This window comes from Blastococcus sp. TBT05-19, assembly GCF_003319095.1.
In the GTDB taxonomy this organism is placed as follows: domain Bacteria; phylum Actinomycetota; class Actinomycetes; order Mycobacteriales; family Geodermatophilaceae; genus Blastococcus.
The window spans coordinates 151,985-165,120 of record NZ_QOHI01000002.1 but is presented as its reverse complement, the minus strand read 5'-3'; the positions used below and the strand labels follow the sequence as shown (position 1 = coordinate 165,120).

Annotated in this window: 12 protein-coding genes and 1 riboswitch; of the genes, 4 read left to right on the top strand and 8 right to left on the bottom strand. The window is 72.7% G+C overall.

Features of this window, described 5'->3' with window-relative positions; genetic code table 11:
- The first annotated feature begins 2 nt into the window (after window positions 1-2).
- Window positions 3-1,352 carry an NADP-specific glutamate dehydrogenase gene (gene gdhA / locus DQ244_RS07405; protein WP_113810844.1) on the top strand — a complete coding sequence of 450 codons (1,350 nt, stop codon included), beginning with the start codon at window positions 3-5 and terminating at the stop codon, window positions 1,350-1,352.
- A gap of 9 nt (window positions 1,353-1,361) precedes the next feature.
- A complete protein-coding gene (locus tag DQ244_RS07400; RefSeq protein WP_113810843.1) occupies window positions 1,362-1,886 on the top strand; it encodes a gamma carbonic anhydrase family protein in 525 nt (174 codons plus the stop codon).
- Here DQ244_RS07400 and DQ244_RS07395 read toward each other — a convergent pair.
- From DQ244_RS07395 to DQ244_RS07385, 3 genes are read right to left on the bottom strand one after another with little or no spacing between them, the layout of a single operon-like run.
- Window positions 1,883-2,950, bottom strand: coding sequence for a low specificity L-threonine aldolase (locus DQ244_RS07395; protein WP_113810842.1), 1,068 nt, complete (start codon window positions 2,948-2,950; stop codon window positions 1,883-1,885). The genes DQ244_RS07400 and DQ244_RS07395 overlap by 4 nt on opposite strands.
- 4 nt (window positions 2,951-2,954) lie before the next feature.
- The gene (locus DQ244_RS07390; protein WP_233491242.1) at window positions 2,955-3,971 is read right to left on the bottom strand and encodes a homoserine O-acetyltransferase; all 1,017 of its coding nucleotides are present in this window, start codon (window positions 3,969-3,971) and stop codon (window positions 2,955-2,957) included.
- A gap of 31 nt (window positions 3,972-4,002) precedes the next feature.
- Entirely contained in the window at window positions 4,003-5,295 is a 1,293-nt protein-coding gene (locus DQ244_RS07385) for a bifunctional o-acetylhomoserine/o-acetylserine sulfhydrylase (RefSeq protein WP_113810840.1), read from the bottom strand.
- A 44-nt stretch (window positions 5,296-5,339) separates the two neighbouring features.
- A riboswitch (SAM riboswitch) is annotated at window positions 5,340-5,455 on the bottom strand.
- Between the two features lie 70 nt (window positions 5,456-5,525).
- Here DQ244_RS07385 and DQ244_RS07380 point away from each other — a divergent pair.
- Window positions 5,526-6,554, top strand: coding sequence for a zinc-binding dehydrogenase (locus DQ244_RS07380; RefSeq protein WP_113810839.1), 1,029 nt, complete (start codon window positions 5,526-5,528; stop codon window positions 6,552-6,554).
- Between the two features lie 3 nt (window positions 6,555-6,557).
- Here DQ244_RS07380 and DQ244_RS07375 read toward each other — a convergent pair whose 3' ends face one another.
- From DQ244_RS07375 to DQ244_RS19370, 5 genes are all read right to left on the bottom strand, one after another.
- Complete coding sequence (locus DQ244_RS07375) at window positions 6,558-7,028, bottom strand: hypothetical protein (RefSeq protein ID WP_113810838.1); 471 nt, start codon at window positions 7,026-7,028, stop codon at window positions 6,558-6,560.
- Complete coding sequence (locus DQ244_RS07370; RefSeq protein ID WP_113810837.1) at window positions 7,025-7,918, bottom strand: mechanosensitive ion channel family protein; 894 nt, start codon at window positions 7,916-7,918, stop codon at window positions 7,025-7,027. Before DQ244_RS07370 ends, DQ244_RS07375 begins: the two co-directional genes overlap by 4 nt.
- 100 nt (window positions 7,919-8,018) lie before the next feature.
- Window positions 8,019-8,813, bottom strand: coding sequence for a thioesterase family protein (locus tag DQ244_RS07365; protein WP_113810836.1), 795 nt, complete (start codon window positions 8,811-8,813; stop codon window positions 8,019-8,021).
- A gap of 16 nt (window positions 8,814-8,829) precedes the next feature.
- A complete protein-coding gene (locus tag DQ244_RS07360) occupies window positions 8,830-9,204 on the bottom strand; it encodes a hypothetical protein (protein ID WP_113810835.1) in 375 nt (124 codons plus the stop codon).
- Between the two features lie 393 nt (window positions 9,205-9,597).
- Window positions 9,598-10,029, bottom strand: coding sequence for a hypothetical protein (locus DQ244_RS19370; RefSeq protein WP_158544491.1), 432 nt, complete (start codon window positions 10,027-10,029; stop codon window positions 9,598-9,600).
- A 31-nt stretch (window positions 10,030-10,060) separates the two neighbouring features.
- On the opposite strand from DQ244_RS19370, the gene DQ244_RS07355 reads away from it, so the two are divergent.
- The gene (locus tag DQ244_RS07355) at window positions 10,061-13,102 is read left to right on the top strand and encodes an RHS repeat domain-containing protein (protein ID WP_158544489.1); all 3,042 of its coding nucleotides are present in this window, start codon (window positions 10,061-10,063) and stop codon (window positions 13,100-13,102) included.
- Window positions 13,103-13,136 lie beyond the last annotated feature (34 nt).

Sequence of the window (13,136 nt, the reverse complement as noted above, 5' to 3'; positions counted from 1 at the left end):
GGGTGCACGTCGACGTCCCCGCGAAGGTGCACGCGATCTACGACGAGGTCCTGCGCCGCAACCCGGGCGAGGAGGAGTTCCACCAGGCCGTCCGCGAGGTGCTGGACTCCCTCGCCGTCGTCCTCGACCGGCACAGCGAGTACGCCGAGATGAAGACGATCGAGCGCATCTGCGAGCCCGAGCGGCAGATCATCTTCCGCGTGCCGTGGCAGGACGACCGCGGCGAGGTGCAGATCAACCGCGGCTTCCGCGTGGAGTTCAACTCCGCGCTGGGCCCGTACAAGGGCGGCCTGCGGTTCCACCCGTCGGTGAACCTCGGCATCGTCAAGTTCCTCGGCTTCGAGCAGATCTTCAAGAACGCGCTCACCGGCATGCCGATCGGCGGCGGCAAGGGCGGCTCGGACTTCGACCCCAAGGGCCGCTCCGACGCCGAGGTCATGCGGTTCTGCCAGTCGTTCATGACCGAGCTGTACCGGCACCTGGGCGAGTACACCGACGTGCCCGCGGGCGACATCGGCGTCGGCGCCCGGGAGATCGGTTACCTGTTCGGCCAGTACAAGCGGATCACCAACCGCTACGAGTCCGGCGTCCTCACCGGCAAGGGCCTGGGCTGGGGCGGCGCGCTGGTGCGCACCGAGGCGACCGGCTACGGCGCCGCCTTCTTCGCCGAGGCGATGATGACGGTGCGCGGTGAGACCTTCGAGGGCAAGCGGGTCGTCATCAGCGGCTCGGGCAACGTCGCCGTCTACGGCATCGAGAAGGTGCACTCGCTCGGCGGCACCGTCGTCGCCTGCTCCGACTCCAGCGGCTACGTCGTGGACGAGGACGGCATCGACCTCGAGGTGCTCAAGCAGGTCAAGGAGCGCGAACGGGGCCGGATCTCCGACTACGCCGACCGGGTGGCCTCGGCGGAGTTCGTGGAGGGCGGCAGCGTCTGGGACGTGCCGTGCGAGGTGGCCGTGCCCAGCGCGACCCAGAACGAGCTCGACGACGACGCCGCGACGGTCCTGGCCCGCAACGGGTGCCGCTACGTCATCGAGGGCGCCAACATGCCGACCACCCCGTCGGCGGTGAAGGTGTTCCGCGACGCAGGCGTGGCCTTCGCCCCCGGCAAGGCGGCCAACGCCGGCGGCGTGGCGACCTCGGCGCTGGAGATGCAGCAGAACGCCTCCCGCGACCGCTGGACCTTCGAGCACAGCGAGGCCCGGCTGGCCGAGATCATGCGCGACATCCACACCCGCTGCCACGAGACCGCGGAGGAGTACGGCTCGCCCGGCGACCTGGTGCTCGGCGCGAACGTCGCCGGCTTCCTGCAGGTCGCCGAGGCGGTGCACGCGCACGGCCTGATCTAGGTTCGGCGGGTGGACAACTTCATCGGTGCCCTCGAGTACGGCAGCCCGCAGATCGACGACTCCGCCTTCGTCGCACCGACGGCGGTGGTGGTGGGCGCGGTGACGATGGGGCCGCGGTCGAGCATCTGGTACGGCGCCGTGGCCCGCGCCGACGCCGAGGTGATCGAGATCGGCGCCGACTCCAACATCCAGGACGGCAGCACCCTGCACTCCGACCCGGGCTTCCCGCTCGTCGTCGGGGAGCGGGTCTCGGTCGGCCACCGCGTGGTGCTGCACGGCTGCCGCATCGACGACGACGTGCTCGTGGGCATGGGCAGCATCGTGATGAACGGTGCGCACATCGGCTCGGGCTCGATCGTCGCCGCGGGTGCGGTCGTCACCCAGGGCAAGGTCTTCCCGCCCCGTTCGCTGATCGCGGGCGTGCCGGCCAAGGTGCTGCGCGAGGCGACCGACGACGACCAGCTGCACATCCAGGGCAACGCCATCAGCTACACCGACCGGCTGGACTCCGCCCGGGCCGTGCGCCGCCTCTAGGGCCGGCTCGCCAGCGCGGCGATCGCGGCCCGGATCTCGCCGAGGGTCAGGGCCAGCGTCGCGTCGCCGACCGGCAGCTCCACCCGCACGGCGCCGGGGTCGCCGGTGCGCATCGCCCGGGCCCAGGTCCACAGCCCGTCCTCGGCCAGCCGGCGGGCGGCGGCGGTGAACGCCTCGGGGGTGGTGCGCAGCAGCAGGTGCAGCATCGGCGTCTGCGGCGGATCGGGGACGACGGTGACGCCGGGCAGCTCCCGCACGGCGTCGGCGATCTCGCGGGCCCGCTCCAGGTAGGCCGGCATCAGCGGCAACCGGCTGCGCAGGCCGACCAGCGCGGACGCCGCTCCCGGCCACATGCCGAACAGCGTGCCGCCCAGGCGGCGCCGCCACTCGCGCACCTCCGCGACGACGTCGTCCGGGCCGGCGAGGCAGCAGCCGGCCAGCGCGCCCAGCCCCTTGTAGAAGCTCACGTACACGGTGTCGAAGAGCGCGGCGATGTCGGCGGGGGAGCGGTCGTAGCCGGCCGAGGCCTCCCACAGCCGGGCGCCGTCGAGGTGCGCGGCGGCCCCGCGCTGCCGCGCCCAGCCCACCTGCTCGACGAGGTCCGGCCAGGAGGGGAGCTGACCGCCGAGGTCGCGCTGGGGGAGCTCCACGAGCAGCGCGGCGGGCTGCTCGGCGACGGCGTCGAGGTCGGCGCGCAGCAGCAGCCGGTACCGCTCGCCGGCCGGCCGCAGCACCATGCCGTGCAGCCGCTCGAAGGCCTGCTCCTCGTGCCGGATCAGGTGGCTCTCGGAGTGGCAGACGACGGTGCGCCGGGCGCGGCGGTCGGCGTGCACGCGCAGCGCCGCCTGCTGGGCCATGACGCCGCTGGGCAGGTAGACCGCGGCGGGCTTGCCGAGCACCTCGGCGACCTCGGCCCCCAGCTCGGCGACCACGCCGCCGTCGCCGTAGCGGTCGGGAGCCGTGTCCGCCGGGATCGCGGCCAGCAGGGTCTCCGGACGCCACTCGCCGTGCCCGGTCAGCGAGCGGTCGCAGCCGGCGCGCAGCGCGAGGAGGTCGTCGTCCACGCGCTCAGTCCCGCCGGTCGAGCAGCTCGCGCAGCAGCGCGTCCACGGCAACGGTCTCGATGAGGAAGCCGTCGTGCCCGTACGGCGAGGCGATCAGCCGCAGCGGCACGCCGAGCGCGTCGGCCACGCGCTGCTGCTGCTCGGGCGGGTACAGCCGGTCGGTGTCGACGCCGGCGACCAGCGCGCGGGCGGTCACCCGGCCCAGCGCAGCCTCCACCCCGCCGCGGCCGCGGCCGACGTCCCAGCTGTTCATCGCCTCGGTGAGCACGACGTAGCTGCCGGCGTCGAACCGCGCGGCCAGCTTGTCGGCGTGGTGGTCGAGGTAGGAGGCGACGGCGTAGCGGCCGTCGGGCTGCACCTGGTTGCCGAAGCGAGCGCCCAGCTCGAGCGCGCTGCGGTAGGTGAGGTGCGCGATGCGCCGCGCGATGCCGAGACCGTTCACGGGGTCGGACCGGATCGCGGCCTGCTGGGTCGTCTGGGTGCCGATCTGGTCGGCCGAGGCGACGGCGGCCGAGGCGAGGAAGAACACCGCGGCCACCCGGTCGGGCTCGGCGACGGCCCACTCGAGCGCCCGCATGCCGCCCATCGACCCGCCGGCGACGCAGGCCCAGCGCTCGATGCCCAGCGCGTCGGCGAGGGCCGCCTCGACGCGGACCTGGTCGCCCACGGTGATCTCCGGGAACCGGGGCCCCCACGGGCGGCCGTCGGGCGCGGCCGAGGACGGGCCGGTCGTCCCCTGGCAGCCGCCGAGGACGTTGGCGCAGACGACGAACCAGCGGTCGGGGTCGAGCGCTGCGCCGGGGCCGACGATCCCGCTCCACCAGCCCGGCGTGGGGTGACCGGGTCCCGTGCCGCCGACGACGTGGCTGTCACCGGTCAGCGCGTGCTCGACCAGCACCGCGTTCCCGCCGTCGGCCGCGAGCGTCCCCCACGTCTCGTAGGCGACCCGGACCCCCGGCAGCTCGCCGCCCCGGTCGAGGGCGAAGGGGCCGGGCAGGTCGAGGAACCGGCGGTCGCCCACCGGATCCCCCTCGACCCACCCGGCCACCGGCTCAGGCGGACTTCGCCGCGCGGAAACCGGCCTCGAGGTCGGCGAGGATGTCCTCGATGCCCTCCAGGCCGACGGCCAGGCGCACCAGGCCCGGGGTGACGCCGGTCGTCAGCTGCTCCTCGGGGGTCAGCTGCGAGTGCGTCGTCGACGCGGGGTGGATGACCAGGCTGCGGACGTCGCCGATGTTGGCCACGTGGCTGTGCAGCTCGAGGGCCTCGACGAAGCGCTGACCGGCCTCGCGGCCACCGTGCAGCTCGAAGGTCAGCACCGCGCCCGAGCCCTTCGGCGCGTACTTCTGCTGCGCGGCGTGCCACGGGGAGGACTCCAGCGCCGGGTAGTTCACCCGGTCGACGGCGTCGTGCGCCTCCAGGAACTCCGCCACCCGCGTGGCGTTCTGCACGTGCCGCTCCATGCGCAGCGACAGCGTCTCGATGCCCTGCACCACCAGGAAGGCGTTGAACGGCGAGATCGACGGACCGAGGTCGCGCAGCAGCTGCACGCGGGCCTTGAGCGCGTAGGCCGGCGCGCCGAGGTCCTTGTAGACGACGCCGTGGTACGTCGGGTCCGGCGTGGTGAAGCCGGGGAACTTCCCGCCGGCCCAGTCGAAGCCGCCGCCGTCCACGATGATGCCGGCGATCGCCGTGCCGTGGCCGCCCAGGTACTTGGTGGCCGAGTGCACGACGACGTCGGCACCGAACTCCAGCGGCCGGATCAGGAACGGCGTGGCGATGGTGTTGTCGACGATCAGCGGGACGCCGTTGCGGTGCGCGACCCCGGCGACGGTCTCGATGTCGAGGATGTCGCCCTTGGGGTTGCCGATCGTCTCGCCGAAGAACGCCTTGGTGTTGTCCTGCACCAGGCGCTGCCAGTTCTCCGGGTCGTCGGGGTCCTCGACGAAGGACACCGTGACGCCGAGCTTGGGCAGCGAGTGGTGCAGCAGGTTGTAGGTGCCGCCGTACAGCGAGGCGGAGGCGACGACGTGGTCGCCGGCCTCGGCGATGTTGAGGATCGCCAGCGTGGTGGCCGACTGGCCGCTGGCCACCGCGAGCGCCGCGACGCCGCCCTCGAGCGAGGCCACGCGCTGCTCCAGCGCATCCTGCGTCGGGTTCATGATCCGCGTGTAGATGTTGCCCATCTCGGCCAGCGCGAAGAGGTCCGCGGCGTGCTTGCTGTCGCGGAACTGGTACGCGGTGGTGGCGTAGATCGGCAGGGCGCGGGCCCCGGTGGCGGGGTCCGGGCTCGTGCCGGCGTGGATCTGCCGGGTCTCGAAGCTCCAGCTCTGCGGGTCGGTCATGCGCCGTCTCCTATCGCTCGCGGGAGATCCCGCGGCGCGCAGGAACTCCGTCCTTGCCCGACGGCGGACGCCGACCGGCCGGCTCTTCCCCTGGAGCACCTCAGACGGAGTTGAGGTTGCCGGGCAGCCAGCCAGGTGCTTGTCGCTGCCTCTCGTGAGCCACGGCCGACTATAGGGGCGCGGTGTCCCACGTGAAACATCAGTCCCATCGGCCAGGGCAGGCTGGGGCCGTGCGCGCACTCCTCCACGAGTCCTTCGGCGGCCCGCTCCTGGTCCGCGACGTCCCCGACCCCGAGCCCCGCCCCGGCGGTGTGGTGGTCCGGGTCGGTGCCAGCGGCATCTGCCGCAGCGACTGGCACGCCTGGCAGGGGCACGACGCCGACGTCGTCCTGCCGCACGTGCCCGGGCACGAGCTGGCCGGCACGGTGGCCGCGGTCGGCGCCGGGGTGGCGAACTGGCGGGTCGGGGACCGGGTGACCGTCCCGTTCGTCAACGCCTGCGGGCGCTGCGCGCAGTGCGCGGCCGGGGAGCACCAGGTGTGCGCCCGGCAGACCCAGCCGGGCTTCACGCACTGGGGCTCGCTGGCGGAGTACGTGGCGCTCGACGCCGCGGACGTCAACCTGGTCGCGGTGCCGGAGGAGCTCGACCTCGCCACCGCGGCGGCCCTCGGCTGCCGGTACGCCACGGCGTTCCGGGCGGTCGTCGCCATCGGCCGGGTGCGGCCGGGGGAGTGGGTGGCGGTGCACGGCTGCGGCGGCGTCGGCCTCTCCGCCGTGCAGATCGCCGCGGCGGCGGGGGCCCGCGTCGTCGCCGTCGACGTCGCCCCCGGCGCGCTCGAGCTCGCCCGCGCCCTGGGCGCCGAGCACGCGGTGGACGGCGCCGGCGACGTGCCGGCCGCCGTCCTGGAGCTGACCGGCGGCGGCGCGCACGTCTCCCTCGACGCCCTGGGCGCGCCGGCCACCTGCGCGAACTCGATCCTCGGGCTGCGCCCGCGCGGGCGGCACGTGCAGGTGGGTCTGCTGCCGCCGGAGCAGGGCCGGGCCGCGGTGCCGATGGAGCGGGTGATCGCCCTGGAGCTGCAGGTGCTGGGCAGCCACGGCATGGCCGCGCACGCCTACCCCGAGCTGCTCGGCCTGATCGCCGCCGGCCGGCTCGACCCGCGCCGGCTGATCACCCGGGAGCTCGCGCTCGACGACGCCGGCGCGGCGCTGGCCGAGGTGGGCCGGCAGCCGGGCATCGCCGTCGTCACCCGGTTCTGATCCTCAGCCGGGCGGGCTGACGGTGGTCGGGGCGCTCCCGCCCGGGGAACCCGGCGCCGACGTCGGTGCGGGCACCTCGGGCTCCTCCGTCGGCTCCGGCTCCGTCGTGGGAGCGGGCGTCCGGGTGGTCGGCGCGGTCGTGCGCGGCGGCGTCGTGGTGGGGGCGTCGTCCTCGGGCGTCGGCTCCGGCTCGGTCGTCGTCGGCGGCGTCGTCGGCGGGGGAGTCGGCGCGGCGGGCTCCTCCACCGAGGTGTTCCCGGTGGCCGGGGTGCCGGGAGCGGGCGGCTTCACCTGCAGGTAGAGGAAGAAGATGCCGAGGAACAGCACGCCGAGCGCGACGGTGGAGGTGCGGGCCCGCCCCAGGTGCGAGGGGATCGAGGACACCCAGCGGTGCTTCGGTGCGCTCGCGGGGGCGGTGCTCACCGTCGGGGTGGTGGCCTGCTCGGCGGGCGTGCTCTGCTGCGGGTCGCTCATCGGACCTGCTCCTGCACCGCGGTCGCCCCGTCGTGCGCCTCGAGGGTGGTGGGCTGCGAGACCTTCATGCCCTGGTTCCGGAAGGCCAGGACGACGCGGGCGCGCAGGTCACGGCCCACCTCGAACTGCTTGCCCGGCAGCGTGCGGGCCACGACGCGCACGTTGACCTCGTCCAGGCCGAGGGTCTCCACGCCCATGACGGTCGGCGGGTCGAGCAGCAGCGGCCGCATCGCCGGGTCGCGGAAGGCGTCGCGGCCCACCTCGCGCAGGATCTCGTTCACCCGGTTCACGTCCACCGAGGACGGGACCGGAACGTCGACGACGGCGCGCGCCCAGTCGCGGGAGAGGTTGACGACCTTGACGATCTGCCCGTTCGGCACGGTGACCACCTCGCCGTTGGCCGACCGGACGCGGGTCACCCGCAGGGTCACGTCCTCGACGGTGCCCTCCGCGGGATCGCCGCCGCCCACCACCTGGATGGAGACGACGTCGCCGAAGCCGTACTGCCGCTCGGTGATGATGAAGAACCCGGCGAGCACGTCGCCGACGATCCGCTGCGCGCCGAAGCCCAGGCCCACGCCCAGCACGGTGGCCGGGGCGACCAGGCCGGTGATCGGGACGCCGAGCCGGTCGAGCACGAAGAAGACCGAGATCGAGTAGACGAGCACGATCGCCGCCCACTGGAGCACCTGGGTGAGCGAGTGCCGGTGCTTGGCGGCCTCGGAGCGGACCAGCGCGTCCCCGCCGGTGGCGTTGCGGTCGATCCGGTCGGTGATCCGGTTGCCGGCCCAGGAGATGAAGCGGGCGATGAGCACCGACCCGAGGATGATCAGCACGACCTCGAGACCTCGGCCGGACAACCAGTCCAGCACGTCTCTCAACGCGTCCACGGGAAAAGCACTCCGATCGTCGGGGGAAGTCGACCCCTCCACCCTCCCCGACGCCCGCCGCCCGATGCCAGTGGGACCGGCAGGTTCCGGGCGAGATGGGTCACGCCGGGCTGCGCGGCTCCACGAAGAGCGACTGGCTGGAGCGCCCGATCGGCCCCTCGGCGTCGAAGAGCACGGCGGTGCACTGGGCAGCGCCGGCGCCGCCGAGGACGGTGGTGGCCGCCATGCCCAGCCATCCCGCCGCCGGCGGGCGGTGCAGCGCGACCACCAGGTCGACGTTGGCGAACGTCGCCCGCGTCCAGTCCAGCTCCGCGGAGATGCCGCTGGCCGCGTCGGTCATCACCAACAGGTGCTGCAGCGGGCTCATGGGCTCCCCGGCCACCAGCTCGCAGGCCGGGCGGGTCCAGGCGGTGGCGGCGCCGGGGGCGTTGAACGAGCCCTCGACGAACCGCCAGTCCAGCGCCCGGTGGTAGGCGACCTCGGTGGTGAAGAAGGCCGCCGTCTCCGGCCGGCTCTCCTCGGGGCCGAGCGGGGCGGGGTGCTCCTGCGCGGTCGTCTCGCCGCCCTCCCGAGTGCGCATCCGCCAGGCCGACAGGCGCATGAGCGGGCGCCCGTCGCCGGCGTCGAGGACGGTCTCGACCAGCTCGATCCGCCGTCCCGGGCGGACGATCGTGCTGCGCAGCCGTACCGGCCCGACCGGCACCGGCGCGAAGATGTCGTAGGCCAGCCGGACGGTCTGCCCGCCCTCGATGCCGCTGGCCCGCTCGGCCTCGCGCAGCAGCAGCGCCGCCGGCGGGCCGGCGTGCTGCAGGCCGACGTCCCAGGGGCCGATCGTCAGGGCCGTGGCGGTGAACCCGTCCTCCTCGGGGACGTACAGGGCAGCAGGCAGCTCCATGCCCAGCAGTCTGGCCTCAGCCGCCGACGTCGCTGCGCCGGGTCTCCCGCACGGCGTACGCGGTCCAGCCCGCGGCCGCGACGGCCACGGCCGACCAGAGCAGCCGCAGGTCCGCCGACGTCGAGAGCAGCAGCAGGACGGCGACGACGCACGTCGATCCGGCCACGGGCGCCGAACGGGCGAGCACACCGGCGGTGCCCGGCCCCGGGATGGCGAGGAAGACGACGAACGCCGCGACCAGCAGGAACGCGCACAGCGCGGCGAGGATGCCGGCGCCCACGCCGTACTGCGCGGGCAGCCCGACGGCCCCGAGGCCGCCGAGCACGATGCCCAGCGCCAGGACGAGCAGGGTGCGCCGACGGCGGTCGGACCACGGTGGTCGCTGCGGCACGGGGTCCTCCTCCGGGGAGTGGCGTCCTCCCGTTGTACCGCCGCTAGCTGAACGAGCCCTGGACGTCATTCCTTGCTCGCGGCCCGCGCAGAGGCGCGCCCCATGTGCACAGGCGGTGTAGTCCCACGCGGCCCTGTGCGGCCGCTCTCATCGCACTCCGTGACTCCAGTTGTACGCAACCAAGCGAAACACCGCTGACTTTCACCCGTGCGGGTGAACCGTTCCGTCACGGCTCAGATACGGTGAGTAGGTAACGTAACGGTAACGACGCGCTGATCAACTGTTGTCGCGTCAAGATCGCCCTGCCAGGTTCCCGCTGCTCGTTCCGGTGTCCGGTCGTTGAAGTGGGTGGCGCGTGGCTCGTCCGTCAGGTTTCCCGGTCCTCCGTGCTCCTCACTCTTCGTGGTCGCGACTTGGTCGCGGCTTCGGGATCGGTGTTGCGGCCAGCGCGATGGTGGTCGGGACGGCGTCGGGGGTGCTGGCCGCGCCGACGTCGGCGCCGAAGGCCTCGGTGGCGGTGGCCGAGCTGTTGGCGCCGGTGCTGTACGGCAAGGCGACGGCGGCCGGCAGCGGGACGGAGTCGCTCCAGTTCTCCGCTCGAATGGTGGGGTCGGGCACCTGGAATCTGTTGAACGCAGCGTCCTCCCCGGGCAGGGAGGCGTGGCGGGCGCTGCCGGCGGACGTGTTGTCGATCGGGGAGGCATTCGAGTACCAGGTGGCGCACTGCGATGACACCGGCTGCACCGCCTCTCCGGTGCAGACCGGGGCGGTGTCCCCGGCGCTGGGCGCCGGGTCGCGCCCGGGTGCGACGCGGTTGCCGTTCACGGTTGGGGATCGGGTCTCCGCGCAGGTGGATGTGGGCACCGGCAACCTGATGGTCCAGATGAACCTGTTCTCCCTGGAGCGCCGTACCGCCGGGGCGTTGGACGTCGGCGTGGTCTACAACTCGGTGACCCGCCGCAGCGAGGCCCACTTCCTGAACTCGGTCGGGTCCTCCAGCTCGGGGTGGCGGCTGAGCGCCGCCCGTGACGTGCGGCTGGCCTCGGTGCCCGGCGCCGGCGCGGTGGTGTACCACGGCCCTGGTGGGCAGACCGGCACGTTCACCGCCGACGGCGCGGGTGGCTACGACTCTCCGGCCGGGTTCAAGATGACGCTGGCGACGGTTGCCGGTGGCGGGTGGACGCTGACCGACCACGGCAGCGGCGATGTGTCGCACTTCCGGGGCGACGGTCTGCTCGCCAAGATGACCGACCGCTCGAACAATGCCACGACCTTCGCCTACAACACCGGCGGTGGGCTGACCGAGATCCGCACCGACCGAGGCGGACCCGCCGCCAGCACCCTGACCGTGACCCTGGGTGGCGCGACGCCGCGGCAGATCCACAAGCTGTCCCAGACCGCCACCGTTGCCGACCCGCTCACCGGCCTTCCGCGGCAGGAGACCCACGAGGTCACCCTGGGCTACGCCGCCAGCAACGCCTTGGCCAGCGTCACCGACGCCGCGGGCCGGGTGACCGAGTTCGCCTACAGCGGTGGCGGGAACCTCAACCGGGTCACCGCCCCCGGTGGCGCGCAGACCTCGTTCACCTACGACACCCACGGGCGGGTGCTGACGGTGACCCAGCCCACCGCCACCAACGCGGCCGGTGCGGTGACCCGCGTGAACTACGGCACCGGCACCGACACCAGCGTGGGCACCGTGACCCTGGTCGCGGACCCCAACAGCGACCAGTCCACGGCTGTCTCTGCCGCCGCGCACACCCGCTACGAGCTCACCGACGACGGGATGCAGCTGGTCGCCCGCGCCGTCGACCCGGCAGGCAAGGAGCGATCGGCGACCTACAACAACGGCCTGGACTTGACGTCCTCGTCGAACTCCTCGGGCACCACCACCTTCGGCTACAACGCCAACGACGGTGAGTCGCTGACCGGTATCACCGGCGCCAGCGGTGCCGGGGCCTCCTACGCCTACGGCAACACCGGCACCAAGGCCCAGTACCAGCCCTCGGGCTGCACCGACGCCCAGAACCGCACCAGCGAGTACACCTACAACCAGAACGGGCAGCGCACCGCGACCGCGGACTTCAGCTCCGCCGAAGCATCGGTCGCCTACAACGGCGACGGCACCGTCGACACCTCCACCAGCCCGTCGGGTGCGGTCACCGACTACAGCTACGACACCGCGGGTCAGACCACGGGCATCAACCCGCCCGATGGCTCCACGCTGGCCGACCGCTCCTACACCTGGGACGAGTTCGGGAGGCTCGCTAGCCGCACCAGCGGCCGGGGGGTCACCGACACCTACACCTACGACGCCCTGGACCGGGTCACCGAGATCGACTTCTCCGACAACACGCCCGACGTCACCTACACCTACGACGACGCCGGTCAGGTCGACATCCGCACCGATGGCTCCGGGGTCACCACCTACGACTACGACCCGCTCGGCCGCCTGGCCGCCCGCACGCACACCGCGGGCGGTGGCACCCTGCGCTACACCTACGACAAGGCCGGCAACCTGGCCACCGCCACCAACGCCGCCGGCACCACCCGCTACAGCTACGACGTCCGCAACCTCGTGACATCGATGACCACCGCCGCCGGCCGGAAGATCGACTTCGCGCACGACGACGACGGCCGCCGCACCGACGCCTGGTTCGAACCCACCGCCGCCTACGACGGCACGGTGGCCGGTTTCGCCGCGCACACCCACAACGACTACGACGCCGACGGCCGGCTCACCCGCACCTGGACGGCCCGCGCAGGCAATGACGGTGACCGGGTGGCCGATCTGTCCTACGACTACATCTCCCCAGGTGCCGGCGCGTGCACCACCGCGCCCCCTGCCGGCCTGGTGACCTCTCTGCGCTGGGCGCAGACCGACCACCGCACCGGGGCGACCACCAGCTACTGCTATGACAGGGCCAACCGGCTCACCGCCGCCACCACTCCCGGCGGGGACGACTGGCGCTACAGCTACGACAAGAACGGCAACCGCACCCAGACCACCAAGAACGGTGCCGTCGTGCATGGCGTGACCGTCAACGCCGCCGATCAGATCACCAGCAGCGGCTACAGCCACGACGGTGCCGGCGACCTGACCACCACCCCGGCCAACGGCGCCATGGGCTACAGCGGTGCCGAGCAGATGACCACCCGCACCGGCACCGGTGGCACCACGTTCACCTACACCTACGCCGGCACCGACCAGACCGAGCTGATCAGCCAGTCCGGTGGCCACTCCTACGCCTACGGACGCACCAACGCCAACGGCATGCCGGTCCTGGAGACCCAGACCAGCGGCGGCACCACCGTCTCCTACGCCTACGACCCCCAGGGCACTCCGTTGGTGATGGAAGGCGGCCTGAGCCACTACCTGGCCGCCGACGGTCTCGGGTCACCGGTCGCCCTGATCAACCACACCGGCACCCAGACTGCCGCCTACACCTACGACCCCTACGGTCAGACCACCGCTACCGCCCTGAACGGCAGCGGCGCGATCGACGTGCAGCGTTACGGCTACGCCGGCGGCCTCCGCGACACCAGCGGCCACCTCATGCACTACGGCATGCGCTGGTATGACCCCATTACCGGCCGCTTCACCCAAACCGACTCCCTCGAGACCCTCCTCGATCCAAGCCGCTCGAATCGCTACGAGTACGCGAATGGCAACCCTGTGAACTACGTCGACCCGACTGGTAAAATCAGCTTGCTTGAGGGAGTCACTTTCGCCTTAGGTGTGGTTTCTCTGGCGACAGGGATTGGAGCTGCAGCCGCCGCGGCTGGATTCGCAACCTACGCATTGACTACCGTATCTATCGGAACCGGTATCACGTCGACAGTCTTCGGCGGGGCTTGTCTTTTCAACCGCTCGGAGCTGAACGAGGAGGTGTGTTGACGTGTTGCGGACGGTGGGGCTGCTAGTGCTGATT